General features: G+C 52.0%; 18 protein-coding genes and 2 pseudogenes. 8 read left to right on the top strand and 12 right to left on the bottom strand.

The window, feature by feature from the left end:
- Nucleotides 1-215, bottom strand: a 215-nt coding sequence (locus D5066_RS22960; protein WP_123922683.1) for a hypothetical protein, incomplete at its 3' end; no start/stop codon positions are given.
- Nucleotides 216-487: 272 nt separating this feature from the next.
- Here D5066_RS22960 and D5066_RS03140 point away from each other — a divergent pair.
- From D5066_RS03140 to D5066_RS03125, 3 genes are all read left to right on the top strand, one after another.
- Nucleotides 488-709, top strand: coding sequence for a DUF2188 domain-containing protein (locus tag D5066_RS03140; protein ID WP_111969869.1), 222 nt, complete (start codon nt 488-490; stop codon nt 707-709).
- Between the two features lie 372 nt (nt 710-1,081).
- The gene (bssR, locus tag D5066_RS03130; RefSeq protein WP_080327774.1) at nt 1,082-1,465 is read left to right on the top strand and encodes a biofilm formation regulator BssR; all 384 of its coding nucleotides are present in this window, start codon (nt 1,082-1,084) and stop codon (nt 1,463-1,465) included.
- Between the two features lie 107 nt (nt 1,466-1,572).
- Complete coding sequence (locus D5066_RS03125; protein WP_119915021.1) at nt 1,573-2,691, top strand: PQQ-dependent sugar dehydrogenase; 1,119 nt, start codon at nt 1,573-1,575, stop codon at nt 2,689-2,691.
- Here the strand turns inward: D5066_RS03125 and D5066_RS03120 are convergent, their stop codons facing one another.
- Nucleotides 2,692-3,318 (bottom strand): glutathione S-transferase family protein, encoded by a 627-nt coding sequence (locus tag D5066_RS03120; protein WP_119915020.1) that lies wholly within the window; start codon nt 3,316-3,318, stop codon nt 2,692-2,694.
- A gap of 240 nt (nt 3,319-3,558) precedes the next feature.
- Here D5066_RS03120 and dacC point away from each other — a divergent pair, with 240 nt between their 5' ends.
- Entirely contained in the window at nt 3,559-4,764 is a 1,206-nt protein-coding gene (gene dacC, locus D5066_RS03115; protein ID WP_080328164.1) for a serine-type D-Ala-D-Ala carboxypeptidase, read from the top strand.
- A gap of 62 nt (nt 4,765-4,826) precedes the next feature.
- Here the strand turns inward: dacC and deoR are convergent, their stop codons facing one another.
- The 3 genes from deoR to D5066_RS03100 form a co-directional block, all read right to left on the bottom strand.
- On the bottom strand, nt 4,827-5,585 hold the full coding sequence (deoR, locus tag D5066_RS03110) for a DNA-binding transcriptional repressor DeoR (protein ID WP_119915019.1): 759 nt from the start codon (nt 5,583-5,585) through the stop codon (nt 4,827-4,829).
- Nucleotides 5,586-5,651: 66 nt separating this feature from the next.
- On the bottom strand, nt 5,652-6,260 hold the full coding sequence (ybjG, locus tag D5066_RS03105; protein WP_119915018.1) for an undecaprenyl-diphosphate phosphatase: 609 nt from the start codon (nt 6,258-6,260) through the stop codon (nt 5,652-5,654).
- A gap of 7 nt (nt 6,261-6,267) precedes the next feature.
- The gene (locus D5066_RS03100; RefSeq protein ID WP_119915017.1) at nt 6,268-6,996 is read right to left on the bottom strand and encodes a phosphatase PAP2 family protein; all 729 of its coding nucleotides are present in this window, start codon (nt 6,994-6,996) and stop codon (nt 6,268-6,270) included.
- Between the two features lie 168 nt (nt 6,997-7,164).
- Here D5066_RS03100 and D5066_RS03095 point away from each other — a divergent pair, with 168 nt between their 5' ends.
- Entirely contained in the window at nt 7,165-8,397 is a 1,233-nt protein-coding gene (locus tag D5066_RS03095) for an MFS transporter (protein ID WP_119915016.1), read from the top strand.
- A 52-nt stretch (nt 8,398-8,449) separates the two neighbouring features.
- Here D5066_RS03095 and D5066_RS03090 read toward each other — a convergent pair whose 3' ends face one another.
- Both D5066_RS03090 and D5066_RS03085 read right to left on the bottom strand, forming a co-directional pair.
- Nucleotides 8,450-9,265, bottom strand: a complete 816-nt coding sequence (locus tag D5066_RS03090) for a Cof-type HAD-IIB family hydrolase (protein ID WP_119915015.1) — start codon at nt 9,263-9,265, stop codon at nt 8,450-8,452.
- Nucleotides 9,255-10,469 carry an MFS transporter gene (locus D5066_RS03085; RefSeq protein ID WP_119915014.1) on the bottom strand — a complete coding sequence of 405 codons (1,215 nt, stop codon included), beginning with the start codon at nt 10,467-10,469 and terminating at the stop codon, nt 9,255-9,257. The genes D5066_RS03090 and D5066_RS03085 overlap by 11 nt, the downstream gene beginning before the upstream one ends.
- Nucleotides 10,470-10,550: 81 nt before the next feature.
- Between D5066_RS03085 and D5066_RS03080 the strand changes: the two genes are divergently transcribed.
- Nucleotides 10,551-11,102 (top strand): TetR/AcrR family transcriptional regulator, encoded by a 552-nt coding sequence (locus D5066_RS03080; protein WP_119915013.1) that lies wholly within the window; start codon nt 10,551-10,553, stop codon nt 11,100-11,102.
- A 21-nt stretch (nt 11,103-11,123) separates the two neighbouring features.
- Here the strand turns inward: D5066_RS03080 and arsC are convergent, their stop codons facing one another.
- The 4 genes and pseudogenes from arsC to D5066_RS03060 form a co-directional block, all read right to left on the bottom strand.
- Nucleotides 11,124-11,555, bottom strand: a complete 432-nt coding sequence (arsC, locus tag D5066_RS03075; RefSeq protein WP_119915012.1) for a glutaredoxin-dependent arsenate reductase — start codon at nt 11,553-11,555, stop codon at nt 11,124-11,126.
- Between the two features lie 12 nt (nt 11,556-11,567).
- Nucleotides 11,568-12,857, bottom strand: a complete 1,290-nt coding sequence (locus D5066_RS03070; protein WP_119915011.1) for an arsenic transporter — start codon at nt 12,855-12,857, stop codon at nt 11,568-11,570.
- Between the two features lie 40 nt (nt 12,858-12,897).
- The gene (locus tag D5066_RS03065; protein WP_119915010.1) at nt 12,898-13,218 is read right to left on the bottom strand and encodes a metalloregulator ArsR/SmtB family transcription factor; all 321 of its coding nucleotides are present in this window, start codon (nt 13,216-13,218) and stop codon (nt 12,898-12,900) included.
- A gap of 626 nt (nt 13,219-13,844) precedes the next feature.
- Nucleotides 13,845-14,647: pseudogene (locus D5066_RS03060) on the bottom strand (DUF3800 domain-containing protein).
- 449 nt (nt 14,648-15,096) lie between these two features.
- Here D5066_RS03060 and D5066_RS23015 point away from each other — a divergent pair.
- Together D5066_RS23015 and D5066_RS03055 are read left to right on the top strand one after the other, a co-directional pair.
- Nucleotides 15,097-15,399, top strand: a complete 303-nt coding sequence (locus tag D5066_RS23015) for an RNA-dependent RNA polymerase family protein (protein WP_244288118.1) — start codon at nt 15,097-15,099, stop codon at nt 15,397-15,399.
- A complete protein-coding gene (locus D5066_RS03055; RefSeq protein WP_336431774.1) occupies nt 15,380-16,867 on the top strand; it encodes a retron Ec67 family RNA-directed DNA polymerase/endonuclease in 1,488 nt (495 codons plus the stop codon). The genes D5066_RS23015 and D5066_RS03055 overlap by 20 nt, the downstream gene beginning before the upstream one ends.
- A gap of 98 nt (nt 16,868-16,965) precedes the next feature.
- On the opposite strand, the pseudogene D5066_RS23010 reads toward D5066_RS03055, so the two are convergent.
- Nucleotides 16,966-17,496, bottom strand: a pseudogene (locus tag D5066_RS23010) (phage portal protein); the annotation flags it as partial.
- Nucleotides 17,497-17,550 lie beyond the last annotated feature (54 nt).

Below are 17,550 nucleotides of genomic sequence, written 5' to 3'. Positions count from 1 at the left end.
TACCAATCCCAAGAAGTTGTTGTCTTAAGGGGCCTATGTCTAGTGTGCTCTGTACGTGTCGCCGTAATAACTACTTTCCCTGTTTCCTTTGAAACAATGTCATAAACATCAATTTCAGTTTCACCCATTGATCCTTTAGTTCTACTGCTTTTATGAACGTAGTTGTACTGATCTTTCGGGTAGTCTCGCTCGAATTGTTCTTCAGTCATAGCCATTCACCTAATCCCCGTACACAAACTGTACAAGAGTATTTTATGGCTAGATTTACAAAAAAGTAACTTGGATTGCACATAAAAATGATGACTTAAGTCTATTAAGATAAACAGCTGACTCAAGATGATGGTTAAAGGGTTGATGCGAATGAGATGTGTGAGGTAATTACGATTGAGTATTAAAAATGTGACAGTGAACAAGTGATACTCAATATATTGTATCTATAATTATGAATTGCACCATATGGTGTGTTTTTTCACAGCAGGTAACTTGTATGGGTAAGAACCAACATGTTGTACCCCACAATGGGGCTTGGGCTGTTAGAGGGGCAGGAAATGGAAAAGTTACATCAACCCATAGCACGCAGCAGGAGGCGATAGATGCTGGTCGTGCTATTGCCCGAAATCAAGGCAGTGAACTTGTGATTCATCGTCCCAATGGTCAAATTCGTGATAGTGATTCACACGGTAAAGATCCATTCCCTCCAAAGGGATGATGCTCAAGGGTAACAAAAAGAGGTCAATGGCCTCTTTTCCATATATTTCAGTTAGTAAAGCAAGGCGTGTGTTTAGAGGGCATAATTTATTTTTTGATTGTTTGGGCAGCCCAGGGAGACGAAGCCGATTTTCGGCTGGTGCGTAACATTGCTCATAGGTTAAAAATTCATCAATTATGGAGTTATCAGGGCGGGATTTTACAGCGTATCGCGGGGGATTTATACACTCTTTGTAAGGCGGATGCGCCAGGCAGAGGTTGTAACATTGTAAATAATGTTAATCAGTTAAGAATAATTGATCTCAGGCATTAAACTGTACAAAAAATGACCTTATCCTGAATGTGCAACATGGCTGACAGAGGAGGAAATAGCATGACCGTTGACAGACTGAAACGCGATCTGCTTAACAAGCTGATCAATGCCCGAATCGACCTGGCCGCCTATCTGCAGCTCAGGAAGGCAAAAGGCTATATGTCAGTCAGCGAAAGCGAACATCTGCGTGATAATCTGTTTGAACTGTGTAATTTCATGCGTGAAAAAGCACCGACCCTGAAGGCGGAATGCGGCGAAAGTGAGCTAATGGCGCTGCGTCGCTCCGCTGAGGTGCTCTCCATTGCAGGGGTATGTCTGATGAACGGACGCCACGACTGCCCGACGTTTATCGCTGTGAACGCGGAGAAGCTTGAAAACTGCCTGACAACGCTCTCTCTTTGCATCATGTGTCTGAACAAGCACGAGACGCTTGAACAGCACTGAGCCCGGGGGGAGGCAACTCCCCCTTCTGATTAAGCTTTTGTAAAAGTGCTAACGCGGCCGGAGCTTGTGGCTAATCTATATGCCATATGCCGATAAAGGAGCGCGTTATGCCTCGATCCTCGCTGATTTTTCTGCCTGCTTTGTTCATTCCGTTTTCACTTCTTGCTGCGCCCGAGGCGGTGAAGGTCGAGGTGCTGCAAAACCGACTCGATCACCCCTGGTCGATGGCGTTTCTGCCGGACAATAAAGGGTTGCTGGTGACGCTGAGAGGCGGCCAGCTCAAACGCTGGCAGGCCGGGAAAGGGCTTTCCGATCCGATTGTCGGCGTGCCGAAGGTGTGGGCGAATGGACAGGGAGGACTGCTGGATGTAGTGCTGGCCCCGGATTTTGAAAAGTCGCGCCGCGTCTGGCTGAGCTACGCCGAAGCGGGGAATGACGGCAAAGCCGGAACGGCGGTGGGCTATGGCCGCCTGAGCGACGATCTTTCCGGCATTGAGGGATTCCAGGTGGTGTTCCGCCAGATGCCGAAACTCTCCACCGGGAATCATTTCGGCGGACGTATGGTCTTTGACGGCAAAGGCGCTCTTTTTATTGCTCTCGGCGAGAACAACCAGCGCCCGACGGCGCAGGATCTGGATAAGTTGCAGGGTAAAGTGGTGCGCCTCACCGAAGACGGCAAAGTGCCGCCGGACAACCCGTTTGTGAACACCTCTGGCGCGCGGCCTGAAATCTGGTCTTATGGCATTCGCAACCCGCAGGGGATGGCGATGAACCCGTGGAGCGACACGCTGTGGCTGAACGAGCACGGCCCGCGCGGCGGGGATGAGATCAACATCCCGGAGAAGGGCAAAAATTACGGCTGGCCGCTGGCGACGCACGGCATCAACTACAGTGGGCTGAAAATTCCGGAAGCCAAAGGCGAACACGTTGAGGGAACCGAGAAGCCGCTGTTTGTCTGGAAAGTGTCACCCGCGGTCAGCGGCATGGCGTTTTACAACAGCGACGTGTTCCCGCAGTGGAAAAACAAGCTGTTTATTGGGGCGCTGAAGGAAAAGGACGTGATCGTACTGAGCGTGGACGGCAATAAGGTGACGGAAGACGGGCGAATCCTGGGCGACCGGAATCAACGTATTCGCGATGTGCGGGTGGGGCCGGATGGCTATCTGTATGTCCTGACCGACGAAACGGACGGGCAACTGTTAAAAGTCAGCCCGTCCGGTGCGTAATCAGGTGACCGGGATCATCACCACGTTACGGTACGCCGGGCGCTCGCTAAGCTGATTAAGCCAGCGGTCAAGGTTGGTGCGCGGCGTCCATTTCAGGCCGAGGTTGGTCAGGTTCCAGACAAACGGCGCCACGGCAATGTCGCCCACGCCGAATGCATCGCCGGAGAACCATTTATGCTTCGCCAGCTCATCGTCCATCATCGCAAACAGGTTTTCGCAGGCATCCTGAGCGGCATGAATGGCGGGGTAGTCGCGCTCGGCTTCAGGGGTTCTGACGAGCCCCATCAGGATCACGCGGTGGGTGGGTGACAGCGTCTGGTTCGCCCAGTCCATCCATTTCTCACCCTGCGCGCGCTGCGCCGGGTTTTCTACCCACAGGCGGCCAAGACCGTACTGAGCGGCGAGGTAACGCACAATGGTGTTGGACTCCCAAAGCGTCGCGTCGGTTTCATCATCGCGCAGCAGCGGCACCAGGCCGTTCGGGTTCATCGCCAGATAGTCGGCCTCTTTGTTCACGCCAAACGACATGCCAGCCATGATTTGGTTGAACGGTAAATCCAGTTCCTCCAGCGTCCAGAGCACTTTCTTAACGTTGGTCGAATTATTCCTGCCCCACAGCGTAATCATATTTACTCCTGATGAGTGTGAATCCGGTTCAGCTTTTTGCCATGGTGAGATAAACCTAACAATTACGCAACAGAAGACAAAAAAATCGCCTGAATCAAAGCGTAAATGAATGTTATTGCATAAACTTTAATAACTTTACCCTCGTTGGGTTTCTTTAACCGTTTTAGTGCGCTATTACTCATCGCTTCTTGCGACACGGTGATGTGACGTAATTTTTGAATGGACACTCGGGTGGCATTTATGACGCGAAAAATGACTTCTCTGCGCAGCCTGGCGGCAGGCTCTGCGCTCCTTCTCCTGTTTGCACCAGCACTCCACGCAGCGGAACAGGCTGCGCCCGAAGCGCCCCCGGTGGATGCGCGCGCCTGGATCCTGATGGACTACTCCAGCGGTAAAGTGCTGGCGGAAGGCAATGCGGATGAGAAACTCGATCCGGCCAGCCTGACCAAAATCATGACCAGCTATGTGGTCGGCCAGGCGTTGAAAGCGGGCAAGATTAAGCTGGACGACATGGTCACCATCGGAAAGGATGCCTGGGCGACCGGCAACCCGGCGCTGCGCGGGTCTTCCGTGATGTTCCTGAAGCCAGGGGATCAGGTCTCCGTTTCCGATCTGAATAAAGGGGTAATCATTCAGTCGGGAAATGATGCGTGTATCGCGCTGGCCGACTACGTTGCCGGCAGTCAGGATTCTTTCATTGGTTTGATGAATGGCTATGCGCAGAAGCTTGGCTTAACCAACACCACCTTCAAAACGGTCCACGGCCTGGATGCGCCGGGACAGTTCAGCACCGCGCGCGATATGGCGCTGCTGGGGAAAGCGCTGATCCACGACGTGCCGGATGAATACGCCATCCATAAAGAGAAAGAGTTTACCTTCAACAAAATTCGCCAGCCGAACCGCAACCGCCTGCTGTGGAGCAGCAACGTCAACGTGGACGGGATGAAGACCGGCACCACGGCGGGCGCGGGCTACAACCTGGTGGCCTCCGCAACGCAGGGCGACATGCGCCTGATCTCGGTGGTGCTGGGCACCAAAACCGACCGCATCCGCTTTAACGAGTCAGAAAAACTGCTGACCTGGGGCTTCCGCTTCTATGAAACCGTGACGCCGATTAAACCGGACGCCACGTTCGTCAGCCAGCGCGTCTGGTTTGGAGACAAGAGCGAGGTGAATCTGGGCGCGGGTGAAGCAGGCTCGGTGACCATTCCGCGCGGTCAGCTGAAAAACCTGAAGGCCAGCTATACCCTGACCGACCCGCAGCTCACCGCGCCGCTGAAAAAAGGCCAGGTGGTCGGGACGATTGATTTCCAGCTAAACGGCAAGTCGATTGAACAGCGTCCGCTGATTGTGATGGAAGCGGTGGAAGAGGGCGGCTTCTTCAGCCGGATGTGGGATTTCGTGTTGATGAAATTCCATAGCTGGTTTGGCAGCTGGTTTAGTTAAACCGGTTTTCTCCCTCTCCCTGTGGGAGAGGGCCGGGGTGAGGGCGTCAGGCCGCACCCCTCTTAATACATCAACTTCACCTGCTGCGCCTTTGCATGGGCCACAATCTCGTCGTCCGGGCGGCAATCGCTGACGATAGCGTCAAACTGCGCCAGCTCGCCCATTCTTGCCGAACGCACCTTACCAAACTTGCTGTGATCGACCACCAGCACATGATACTGCGCGGCGTTTAACGCCCAGTGCTTGACCGGCAGCTCCTCCAGGTTAAAGCAGGTTGCGCCCTGGCGCACGTTCACGCCTGCGGCAGAATAAAACGCGATGTCCGGGCAGAGATTGCTGAGCGTGTCCTGCAGGTTAAGCGGCTTAAAGATGGCGTTGCTGGCGTGAAACTCGCCGCCGCAGAGGATCACCCGGCACTCGGGTTTCTCCTGAAGCGCCAGAAAGGTGTTCAGGGAGTAGCACACGGCGGTAAAGGGGATGCTGCTGTCGATGGCTTCGATAATCCACGGCGTGGTAGTGCCGCAGTCAAAAAACAGCGTCTGGTGTGGCTGTACCAGCGATGCCGCAAGACGTGCGGCTTTGCGCTTCTCTTCCACCAGTCGCGTTTTCTGGTCGCTGATCAGATAATGGCTGGCGCTGCGCGGCTCAAGGACGATGTACCCGCCCAACAGCACCACGGGAGCGCTGTCGCTGTTTAGATCCCGACGAATGGTCATCTCTGAGACGCCGAGGAGGTTGGCGGCTTCCTTAAGATGCAGCTTATCGCTGCGCTTCAGCGCCTGTAGCAGCTGAGCAATGCGGTCATCGCGACGTGTTTCCATAGTTCCTCGGGATAAAAAAGTGAGCCCCCGCAGGGCGGGGGCTCAGTGTAACCTGTCCGGTTGGGGTTAGTCACGTATCCAGCCTTTGCGGATCGGGATGGCAAAAATGGCGCGATACAGCGAAGAGAGCCCCCGGTAGAGCGCCTCACCGAAGAGATTCCACAGGATAGCCGCGCTCACGCAGCCAATCAGCCCTACCAGGAAACCGCCGACCATATCCAGCGGCCAGTGGACGCCAAGATAGACGCGCGACCAGGCGATCGCCGCCGCGACCACCATCAGCACCGCACCCGACCACAGGCGATGCCAGAACAGGAAAGCCAGCGCAAAGGTGAAGATAACCGTACCGTGATCGCTCGGGAAGGAGTCATCCGGCGCGTGGTGCAGGAAGGTATAGCCAACGTGATCGACAAAAGGACGATCGTGCGGGAACGCGTGGCCGAGAATATAGCTGACCAGCACGCTTACCCCAAGCGCCATCGCGACTTTGATCACCAGCTGGCGCTGTGCCTTAACCTGGCTGCGCGGCCCCCACAGCCAGAGAATGGCGGCCAGCGCAGGCACGATGCTGATAAGGTCTTTCGCCAGAAAGGTGGCAAAATCAATCATCCACTCTGGCGAGGCCGGGGTGGCGTTGATCAGATAAAACAGCTGATAATTCAGATTCTCTAGCATAGCGTAATCACTCTTTTGCAAACCGGGTGGAAACCAGCCCGTAGACCGCCACCTGGGAAAACCAGACCCACCACCCGGCCCACAGGTTGTGAGAGAAAAAATGTGCCCCGCGCATCACCTGGCCGAAGCCCATCGCCAGACCCAGAAGCGCGCCAAGGACCACAAAGCTCCAGGCGAGACGCGGACGCTCGCGCCAGAAGGCAAAAAACAGCCCCATCACCATAAAACCGCTGGAGGAATGACCACCAGGGAAACAGCGCCCCGGGCCGCTGTCTGCCGGAACGGCACTGAACAGGGGGTAAGACACGGCCTTACCGCCATATTCCACCAGATCCCACGGGCAGCTGTGGTGGCTGATGCTTTTCAGCACGCCAACTACCAGCGCGCCAAGCCCCATCAGCAGCGCGGCGGTGACCAGCCTTGCGTTACGTTTATAAGCGCCGTAAAGCAGCGCCACGGCAGCCATGGCAATGGCAATGTACTTCGCCAGACGATGGTTCAGCAGATCCAGCAGGTGGTCTTTCTGCAGCGGGAAAGTCTGTGTCGCCGCGTCATACCAAAACCCGGTGATCCATCTGTCGAGCGCTTCATCGCGCGATAGCCACGTAAACACCACGGCAAGTGCTATCAGCACTAAAAGCTGATAACCATAAAAGCGGGGCGGTAAGCGGTAAAGTTGTTTTGTCTTATTTGTCTGTAAGTTAGACAATTCTGAACGGCTGAAAGTGAGTGCCATAATTAGGGGTCATTGACGAGTAATCGCGCTATCATAAATCTGTCAACTTAAGGAAACCTTAAACGAAGATGATATGTGCTTTATTTCTGTTTCTCCTCGATAAATCACTATCTCGGGCTGCGGCATTTCATTAAACTCGTCGCGATTTTGTCATTATAAAGAGATTGCATGTTAAACCGTCCTTCTTCTGGTTCACGTCTGGGTCGTCAGGCGTTGCTTTTCCCTCTGTGTCTGGTGCTCTACGAATTCTCTACCTATATCGGCAACGATATGATCCAGCCCGGTATGCTGGCCGTTGTGGAGCAGTACAACGCGGGAATTGAGTGGGTACCAACCTCCATGACCGCCTATCTGGCCGGCGGCATGTTTTTGCAGTGGCTGTTAGGCCCGCTGTCGGATCGTATTGGCCGCCGTCCGGTGATGCTGACGGGCGTGGTGTGGTTTATCGTCACCTGCCTCGCCACGCTGCTGGCGCAAAACATTGAACAATTTACTCTGCTGCGCTTCCTGCAGGGAGTGAGCCTGTGCTTTATCGGCGCCGTGGGGTATGCCGCTATTCAGGAGTCGTTTGAAGAGGCGGTGTGTATCAAAATTACCGCGCTGATGGCGAACGTGGCGCTGATTGCCCCCTTGCTCGGGCCGCTGGTGGGGGCCGCGTGGGTGCATGTTGCGCCGTGGGAAGGGATGTTTGTGCTCTTCGCCGTTTTCGCCGCCATCGCGTTCTTTGGTTTGCACCGCGCGATGCCGGAAACCGCTACCCGCATAGGCGAGAAACTTTCGCTCAAAGAGCTGGGCCGGGATTACAAAGCAGTGCTGAAAAATGGCCGCTTTGTGGCGGGCGCGCTGGCGACAGGATTCGTTAGCCTGCCGCTGCTGGCGTGGATCGCGCAGTCACCGGTTATTATCATCAGCGGTGAAAAGCTCAGCAGCTACGAATATGGCCTGCTGCAGGTGCCGATTTTCGGGGCGTTGATTATCGGTAACCTGGTGCTGGCCCGTCTGACGTCGCGCCGTACCGTACGTTCCCTGATTATCATGGGCGGCTGGCCAATTGCGGCAGGGCTGATTCTGGCCGCGGTGGCGACCGTTGCGTCATCTCACGCCTACCTGTGGATGACGGCGGGGCTCAGCATTTATGCCTTCGGGATTGGCGTGGCGAACGCCGGGCTGGTGCGCCTGACGCTGTTTGCCAGCGAGATGAGTAAAGGTACGGTGTCCGCGGCGATGGGTATGCTGCAGATGCTGATTTTTACCGTCGGTATTGAAGTGAGCAAGCACGCTTACGCGATGGGCGGCAACGGGCTTTTCAGCCTGTTTAACCTCGCCAACGGCGTGCTGTGGGTTGGCTTGATGGTGGTGTTCCTGAAAGACAAACGCGTCGGCAACGCCCTGCAACCATAATCTTTTTTCCCTCTCCCCTTTGGGGAGAGGGTTAGGGTGAGGTCACCAGACGTTAGCAATTAAACGGCGCTTCTCCCTCCAACACCTTCTCAATCACGTTTAAAACGCCTTCCTCGTTATTGTTCGGCGCTTCAAAACGCGCCACCGCTTTAATATGCGGCCTGGCATTCGCCATCGCAAAGCTGAACCCGGACTGGCGCAGCATCTCCACGTCGTTGCCGCTGTCGCCAAAGGCCACCACTTCGCTGTCCTCGATGCCCCAGCGCTTTTGCAGGATCCGCAGGCCGTTAGCCTTATGCACCCCGGGGATAATCAGGTCAATGCTGCCGTGACCGGTGGTGACGGGCACCATGATGTCACTCAGCTTTTCATGCAGCAGCGCCTGAATGCGCGGAATTTCGTCATCGGAAACGTTGAGCCCGAACTTGAAGAAAATGTCGTTCAGGTTGTCGAAATCCTGCACCCTTTCGAGGCGATGATAATATTTTGACGCGATATCGATGAACAAATCGTCATAGGCTTTTAACGTGTAGGCGCTGCCTTTCCCGCAGGCAATAATCTCTATACCGGGCACGTCGTTTAATACCGTCGCGACGGTATCAAAATGTTCTTTTGTCAGCTCGCCGTTGAACACATCTTCCCCGGCATCGACCACCCAACCGCCGTTTTCGGCGACGAACGCAATTTCATGCGCAATCTCCGGGAAAAAGGAGATCAGCTGGTAATACTGGTTGCCGCTGGCAACCACGAAGCGAATGCCTTGCGCCTTCATGCGCGCATACTGCGCCAGAAAGCGCGGGCGGTTATAGGTCTTGGCATCACTCAGGAATGTGCCATCCATGTCGACGGCGATCAGTTTAACGCTCATATCCCTTCTCCATTGACGTTTGTTCCGTTTCCGGCTTTGCCACCGCGCGCGCCACCAGCGCCGCGATAATCACTAACCCTAACACCACCAGCATGGCGCTGCGCAGCCCGTAGTGCTCACCCAGGAAACCGAGCAGCGGCGGCCCGACCAGGAAGGCGAGATAGCCTGTGGTTGCCACCACGCTGACGCGGGTCGGGGCATCCGGGCCGGTGTCGCTGGCGGCCGAAATAGTCAGCGGGAAGCCGAGCGAGGCACCCAGTCCCCAGAGGATCACCGAGACTCCGGCAATCCAGGCCACGTCCACAAAGATGATCATCGCAATGCCCAGGCCGCCGAGCAGGGCGCTGGCGCGCACCACCGCCACGCGGCTGTAGCGGTCGATAAACCAGCCACCGGTGAAGCGCCCAACGGTCATCCCCAGCGTAAACCCGGCGTAAATCAGCGAGCCGGAGGTCGGGCTAAAGCCGTGGCCGTCCACCATCAGCAGCGGCAGCCAGTCGTTGGCAGAACCCTCCGCGAACGCCATCGCCAGCACCACCACGCCAATCAGCATCAGCTGGAAATCGCGGTAGAAGCGCACCCCTTTTTCGCCTGAATGGTGTTCATCAGAGGCGTTCTTGCCAGTGCCGTTCGGGATCGCCCGGATGCAGGTCAAAATCGGAATGATGCATACCAGCGCCGCCAGCAGGATATGCAGATTTGCGCTCATGCCAAAGGCCGTCAGCGCCATCCCCACGCCCGCACCGGCCAGCGTGCCGAGGCTGTAAAAGCCGTGCATCATCGGCAGCACGGTTTTGTTCATCTCGCGCTCTACCGCCGCTCCTTCAACGTTGATAGCAACTTCAGCCGAGCCGAAGCTGCCGCCAAATACCGTCAGCCCCAGGGCAAACAGAACCGGCGAGGCAAACCACAGCGCCACGCTCAGCACCATCATCCCGAAGACCGCGCAGCACATGGTGGTGCGGATCACCGCCCGCGTGCCAAAGCGTTTCACCAGCCACGCGGAGCAGAGAATACCGCTCATGGAGCCTATCGACAGGCCGAACAGCACGATGCCCATCTCCGCGGTAGAGACGGACAAAATATCGCGAATGGCGGGCGTACGCGTGGCCCAGGAGGCCATCAGCAGACCGGGAATAAAGAAGAACATAAACAGCGCCCACATGCGGAGCTGCAGGGCTTTACGGGGAGAGGTCAGCGTCATCGGGGTAGCACCAGAAGTACAACAGTAGCGACAACACTAGCAAGTTTGTGTACATTTGTACATAAACCACGTGAGGAATTTATGAGCAGACCACCGAACGATCCGCATCGCCGGGAGAAGATCCTGCAGGCAACGCTGGATACCATTGCTGAGCACGGGATTCACGCCGTTACGCACCGTAAAATCGCTACCTGCGCGGGCGTGCCGCTGGGGTCGATGACCTACTATTTCGACGGCATGGAGCCGCTGCTGGAGGAGGCCTTCACGTGGTTTACCCGGCAGATGTCGCAGCAGTACCGGGATTTCTTCGCGGGCGTCACCGGGCCGGAAATGGCATGTGAATCCATCACTACCCTGATCCACAGCTCGCAGGTGACCACGCCGCGCAACATGGCGCTGATGTATCAGCTCTACGCATTTATGCACCGCAGCGCGGCGCTTAAAACGGTAATGCAGGACTGGATGAAAATGAGCCAGACCACGCTGGAACAGTGGTTCGACCCGGTCACCACCCGCGCGCTGGATGCCTTCATCGAAGGGATGACGCTGCACTATGTGACCGACCGGGCGCCGTTAACCCGCGAAGAGATTCGGGCGATGGTGGGGAGAATTGCGGGCGAGGGAAACCTTTAGGCATCACTCGCCCTGCCTGTTTTACCTGCGTTCTATTTTTTTCCCGCTGGCGTCCACGACGGCTTCGCCATCCTCTTTGGTAAACGCTCCTTTCTGCGCGTCCGGAAGGATGTCGAGGACGACTTCAGACGGGCGGCACAGGCGGGTGCCCAGCGGCGTTACCACAATCGGACGGTTGATCAGGATCGGGTATTGCAGCATGAAGTCGATAAGCTGGTCGTCGGTGAAATTATCTTCAGCAAGGCCGAGCTGTTCATACGGCTCTACGTTTTTGCGCAGCAGATCCCGCACCGAAATGCCCATACCGGCAATCAGGGTGGTCAGCTTATCGCGCGACGGCGGGGTTTCCAGATAGAGGATAATCTCCGGCTCCGTGCCGCTGTTGCGGATCATCTCCAGCGTATTGCGCGAGGTGCCGCAGGCGGGGTTGTGATAAATGGTGATGTGGCTCATATCAGTGGCTCATTAAAGTGTGAAGGAAAGACGTAGCGCCAGCGCGGCGAGCGTCACAAACAGGACCGGCAGCGTCATGATGATGCCCGTCCGGAAATAGTAGCCCCAGGTAATCGTCATGTTTTTCTGCGCCAGTACATGGAGCCAGAGCAGGGTGGCGAGGCTGCCGATAGGCGTGATTTTCGGCCCCAGATCGCAGCCAATCACGTTGGCGTAAATCATCGCGTCCTTGATCAATCCTGTTGCCGTGCTGCCCTCAATGGAGAGCGCGCCAATCAGCACCGTGGGCATATTGTTCATTATGGATGACAGGAACGCGGTGATGAACCCGGTTCCCAGCGTGGTGGCCCACAGTCCATGTTCGGCCAGGCTATTCAGCACGCCTGTGAGAGAGTCCGTCAGCCCGGCATTACGCAGGCCATACACCACCAGATACATCCCAAGCGAGAAGATAACAATTTGCCACGGTGCGCCGCGCAGCACTTTTCCGGTGTTTATTGCATGTCCCCGCTTTGCGACAGCGAATAAAATCAACGCGCCGACGGTGGCGATGGCGCTGACCGGAATGCCGAGAGGTTCAAGCACAAAGAAGCCGACGAGCAGAAGCAGCAGCACAACCCAGCCCGTTCTGAACGTTGGGAGATCGTGAATGACCCGCGCGGGCTCATGAAGTTTCGCCTGGTCATATTCCGGAGGAATTTCCTTGCGGAAGAAGAGGTGCAGCATCACCAGCGTTGCGGCAATCGCGGCGATATCAACGGGGATCATCACCGAGGCGTATTCGCTGAACCCCAGCTTAAAGAAGTCTGCCGACACAATGTTGACCAGGTTCGACACAATCAGCGGCAGGCTGGCGGTATCGGCGATAAAACCTGCCGCCATCACAAACGCCAGCGTGGCCTGCTTGCTGAACCCCAGCGCCAGCAGCATGGCGATGACGATTGGCGTCAGGATCAGCGCCGCACCGTCATTGGCAAACAGCGCCGCCACTGCCGCACCCAGCAGCACGATATAAGTAAACAGCAATCGCCCCTGACCATTTCCCCAGCGGGCAACGTGCAGCGCCGCCCACTCGAAAAAGCCGGACTCATCCAGCAGCAGGCTGATGATGATGACGGCGATAAACGTTGCCGTGGCGTTCCAGACGATATTCCACACCACAGGTATATCGTTAATGTGAATCACGCCGCTGGCCAGCGCCAGCACGGCACCAATGGTGGCGCTCCAGCCGATACTGAGCCCCCTGGGCTGCCAGATGACCAGTACCAGCGTAAACAGAAAAATAGCCCCTGCCAGAAACATCGCTTACTCCGTTATATCTGTTTTTGTGAATGTGTTTCGATCAGCACGAGCCTGAAAGTCGGTTTTTAAGCTTCATGCGCGTTTCTTCCCGCAGGCAGTTCCAGCTGGTGTCGATAATGGTTGCCGCCCACGCAGGCATGTTGGGAGAGAGACGGTAATGGACCCATTTGCCCTCGCGACGATCGATAACCAGCCCGGACTCGCGCAGCAGCGCCATATGGCGGGAGACTTTAGGCTGCGACTCGGAGATCGCGGAGCAGAGATCGCAGACGCACAGTTCGCCTGCTTCGCGAAGCAGCATGACGATGGCGAGCCGCGTTTCGTCGGAGAGGGTTTTGAAGAGCTGGAGGGGGTGGAGCATGGGTGTTCCTGCAGGTGTGATTTTTATATGTGTTTAAGCATATATGTTTTGTTTGCTGCAGAGAAGCAGAAGTAGATCCGATGCTGCGAGATGGCAGTCTGCAGTTGGGTTGCGCATCTTTTACATGAATCAACGTCTGTAGGAGTATAACTAATGGCATCAATTATACTAAAGCAGCATGGGTTTGAACTCCATTATTAATCAATGTGTTAGGTGAGTGAAACTTTTTTAGCGTTAAAAGCATATTTTTGCTGTAGGTATAACTGTGATGTTGAGAGGAAATGTGAACGATATATTCATGATGTCACTTGCCCAGCGGACGAACAGAACTTTTACATGCAGATTGTCGCTAGCAGTGTTGAGGGCAAGGACATTGCGATTACGCTGTAAGACAGCAAGGAAGTACACATTAGTGATTCCTCACTTGAGAGCGATAATTAGTGTAATAGGCCTTACAACATGATTGTTATGCATTTTGTTGAGTTTGAAACTTTAAAACGCTACTATCATTGAACTGAATTTATGGTTTTGGGGAATTAGAGGCGGCCCCCCGAAAGTTGATACCGCCTAGTTGGTAACTTCGTCGAACGACTGGGACTCCAACCGTGCCGGCTGTGAGGTCGGCTCTATTTTTTAGACTTGGGCAATTCATACTTCAAATTCACATCTCGCGTAAGGATATCCCTTGGTCCTTTCGAACTGTCGAAAAAAGCCAAATATTAAATTTGCGCTCTTTTGGCCAAGTGTCATACATAAGCGAATCCCATCCCAGATAAGACGCAACTTTGTTTGCAACTGCTAACTTTGCTTCCGAAGTTGCTTTGCCTTGATAGGCGCACATCACTGCGCCTAGAAGAAAATCTGCAATTTGAATATGCTCAGAATATTTTGAATCCTTAGTGACGACGCTCTTGATAATGTCTTTGCGGCCAAACCTTTTTGCTAACGTGTGGTTAGTGATGACTTCAAACGCCTCATCAGCTTTTTTATACCGAGATGGAAGTGGGTCCACTTCCACACGGAACTCGCATTCCCTTTCTGGATGAGCCTTGATGACGTTGCCTATTTTAGTTTCAATCAGCTTGCCAAAATGCTTACGCATAGCCAGATCGTAGTCGCCGCCATGGAAGGATTTTTCTACTTTTGATTTTTCAACAATGATGCAGTGGAACGCCAGCCATTGGTGCTTGAAGAATGTTTCAAGGAGGTCATGATAAAAAGCAGCATTTCGCTTTGAGTGAGCTTTTTGCCACTTTATTTCATCGCTACAGTTATGCTTTTCCCTAAGCTCACGAATGATGCGCACGAAGTCCCCACGTCTTTGATACTTCATCCACAAGCTGCCAAATCCATAAAATCGCTGACCATCGATGCCTGACTCATCGCAGGCGACATGCCATATCAACTTTCCAGGATCATTTGCGTCCATGTTTTTCCTTCACGAGTAAAATGTCAGCTTAGGAATATGATTTAACCACATGAGAAAGTGGTTGATAAGGGTCAGTTTTAAATTGTAGTGAGGTGGCAGTTCAACTCAAACTTGAGTAACTTTGGTTTCGCGGAAAGCATGGCGGACTTTGCAGCCATCATGCACCTGCATGAAAACCATTATATAAAGCGGGCTGGCGTGGCGGGGATACGAGCGAGCGCTAGGGTATTAAATTATTGATATTTATGCTGGAAATTATCAAGTCTAGATGATAGTTTATTGATCGCGCATGTAGGCAGATTTGTTGGTTGTGAATCACAACCAGTGATCTAAATGGCAGGAGGTATCGCCTCCCTGAAATCCTTGTTTCGACGCCATAAGGCCACGATGCTGTGCGAAGGAGTGCCTACATGCGCTATCTTTAATTTTTTCTCTTGGATGAAGAAGAAATGACAAGAACATCAAAACTCGATACTTTGAGATCTGCAGAATCTCGTGAAGACCTTGCAAAATTGTTAGGTGTTAAGGTAGTGTTTTTAACTAATGTTCTTTTTCGAATTGGAACTGAAAATCAGTATACACCTTTTACCGTTCCCAAAAAAGGAAATGGTGTACGACTAATCTCCGCTCCAACAGAACGTTTAAAAGATCTCCAGAGAAGGATTTCTAATTTATTATCTGATTGTCGTAACGAGTTGTTTATTTCTAAAAAAATCATAAATAATTATTCATTTGGATTTGAAAAAAAATAAATCAATAATATTAAATGCATATAGACATAGAAATAAAAGAATAATACTTAATATAGATCTTAGTAATTTCTTCGGAAGCTTTAATTTTGGCAGGGTTCGAGGATATTTTATGTCTAATAAGGATTTTTTATTAAATCCCATTGTTGCAACAACAATCGCAAAAGCTGCGTGTTATAGAGGAGTTTTACCTCAAGGTAGTCCATGTTCTCCAGTCATATCTAATCTAATTTGTAGCATTATGGATATGCGCTTAGCTAAGCTAGCTAAACAATATGGGTGTTCTTATAGTAGATATGCTGATGATATAACTTTTTCAACAAATAAACCTAGTTTTCCAACAGAGTTAGCCCTCTTACAACCAGAAGGGGTTATATTAGGTAAGTATTTAGTAAATGAAATTAAAAGAGCTGGTTTTGAAATCAACGATGCTAAGACAAGACTTGCTTACAAACCTTCTCGTTTGGAGGTTACAGGGCTTACTGTAAATAAAATAGTAAATGTAGAACGCCGTTATTCAGATAAGACTAGGGCTTTAGCCCATACCCTATACACTACTGGGGAATATAAATTACCAGATGAAAATGGGGATGAAGTAGCAGGAAGCTTAGATAAGCTGGAAGGAATGTTTGGTTTTATCGACCAGTTAGACAAGTTTAATAATATACAGAAGAAGAAAAGTAAGCAGCCAGAAAAGTACGCACTTGCACCGGCTACCTTGCATAGCTTTAAATCAAAACTTAATGCTCGGGAAAAAGCTTACGGAAAATTTATTTATTATAAATTTTTTCATGGGAATACATGCCCAACGATTGTGACAGAGGGGAAAACTGATAGGATATATTTAAAGGCTGCATTGCGTGCTTTGTCAAATAACTACCCAGAGTTATATAGAGAACGAAAAGATAAGAAAGGAAAGGAGATTGATCTAAATATTTTAAAAATAACCGATAAATTAAATTATTTCCTCAATATTTCAGGTGGTACTGCGGATTTAAAAAAATTTGTTGAACGTTATAGAGAACATTACTCATCATATTATGGTAGTATTGCTAAGCAACCAGTAATAATGGTTCTTGATAATGATACCGGTCCGAACGAACTTCTCAACTTTCTTAAAAATAAAGTTAAACAATGCCCGGATGATGTGGGGGCTATTAGACGTATGAGGTATTTGCATATTTTTCATAATTTATATTTGGTTCTAACGCCGCTGACTGAAGGTGGTAATGAGACCTCAATGGAAGATTTTTTCCCTACTGAAGTGCTCTCAATTGAGTTAGATGGGAAAATATTCAATAAAAACAATGATGGTGATTCGAAAACTGAATATGGGAAACATGTTTTTTCCGTGAAAATAGTTAAGGATAAGAAAAGGGTAATAGACTTTAATAGATTTTCATACATATTTGATATAGTAAGGGAGATAAAAATCGATTACCAGAAAATTTTAATTAAAAATAAACCCTAACAATATTAACAGTTAGGTATACATAAATTAAAAGTCATATAAGGTGAATTTTATTATATTCTAAGGAGCTAATTATTCACCGCCTGTAGCCGCTTTTACAATGCCATTGGCTCGTTTCGAACAAAAGCAAGGCTGACTTTTTCCTCATAGCCAAACCTACCAACATTGTTGGGCATGATCTCCATCATCTTCCGCCTAATGCGGTGCGCTGCCGTCATGTCGTCCCGGCTCACATTCTTGATGCTAAGGAATTCATTTTTTGTCGCAGCTTCTGAAAACGGAGTGATCCGTACGCCGTCCTTTGGCGCTTTTCATTGCTTGATGGATATTGTTCAAGCCCGCTTGGTTCTTTACAATGCTGGATCCAGCATCGCTGCCGTTGATGTAATGCTTGCGACGGAGCAGCGTGGCGGGCAAGTTAAGCAGGACGGAGGGAATGGCGGACAGTATTCCGTTAGGCCGTAAATCTCATGGTTCAGAGCCGGCTCCATCAGGTGAAAGATGCTGCCTTTGGTAAACTCGTAGGGCTGCGTGGTTATACCGTACTGCATAAATCAACAGGAATCTAAATTGATCCCGTGGTAGGTGTTTTTCGCCAGTGATGGCTCAAGCGAGAGGACATCGCCTACTGCAGGCATGCTTTCGTAGCGCATGAGACTTTTGTTCGGTCAGTATGCTGTTCG

The organism is Enterobacter chuandaensis (assembly GCF_003594915.1).
GTDB classification, from domain to species: Bacteria; Pseudomonadota; Gammaproteobacteria; order Enterobacterales; family Enterobacteriaceae; genus Enterobacter; species Enterobacter chuandaensis.
This window is presented reverse-complemented; position numbering and strand designations above follow the sequence as displayed.

Bases quoted from the DNA above. Each gene is read 5' to 3' on its own strand.
- D5066_RS23015 (WP_244288118.1), top strand. From the start codon at position 15,097: ATGACAAGAACATCAAAACTCGATACTTTGAGATCTGCAGAATCTCGT.
- ybjG (WP_119915018.1), bottom strand. From the start codon at position 6,260: ATGCTAGAGAATCTGAATTATCAGCTGTTTTATCTGATCAACGCCACC.
- dacC (WP_080328164.1), top strand. From the start codon at position 3,559: ATGACGCGAAAAATGACTTCTCTGCGCAGCCTGGCGGCAGGCTCTGCG.
- D5066_RS03090 (WP_119915015.1), bottom strand. From the start codon at position 9,265: ATGAGCGTTAAACTGATCGCCGTCGACATGGATGGCACATTCCTGAGT.
- D5066_RS03080 (WP_119915013.1), top strand. From the start codon at position 10,551: ATGAGCAGACCACCGAACGATCCGCATCGCCGGGAGAAGATCCTGCAG.
- D5066_RS03140 (WP_111969869.1), top strand. From the start codon at position 488: ATGGGTAAGAACCAACATGTTGTACCCCACAATGGGGCTTGGGCTGTT.
- D5066_RS03100 (WP_119915017.1), bottom strand. From the start codon at position 6,996: ATGGCACTCACTTTCAGCCGTTCAGAATTGTCTAACTTACAGACAAAT.
- D5066_RS03065 (WP_119915010.1), bottom strand. From the start codon at position 13,218: ATGCTCCACCCCCTCCAGCTCTTCAAAACCCTCTCCGACGAAACGCGG.
- deoR (WP_119915019.1), bottom strand. From the start codon at position 5,585: ATGGAAACACGTCGCGATGACCGCATTGCTCAGCTGCTACAGGCGCTG.
- bssR (WP_080327774.1), top strand. From the start codon at position 1,082: ATGACCGTTGACAGACTGAAACGCGATCTGCTTAACAAGCTGATCAAT.
- D5066_RS03120 (WP_119915020.1), bottom strand. From the start codon at position 3,318: ATGATTACGCTGTGGGGCAGGAATAATTCGACCAACGTTAAGAAAGTG.
- D5066_RS03085 (WP_119915014.1), bottom strand. From the start codon at position 10,469: ATGACGCTGACCTCTCCCCGTAAAGCCCTGCAGCTCCGCATGTGGGCG.
- arsC (WP_119915012.1), bottom strand. From the start codon at position 11,555: ATGAGCCACATCACCATTTATCACAACCCCGCCTGCGGCACCTCGCGC.
- D5066_RS03070 (WP_119915011.1), bottom strand. From the start codon at position 12,857: ATGTTTCTGGCAGGGGCTATTTTTCTGTTTACGCTGGTACTGGTCATC.
- D5066_RS03095 (WP_119915016.1), top strand. From the start codon at position 7,165: ATGTTAAACCGTCCTTCTTCTGGTTCACGTCTGGGTCGTCAGGCGTTG.
- D5066_RS03125 (WP_119915021.1), top strand. From the start codon at position 1,573: ATGCCTCGATCCTCGCTGATTTTTCTGCCTGCTTTGTTCATTCCGTTT.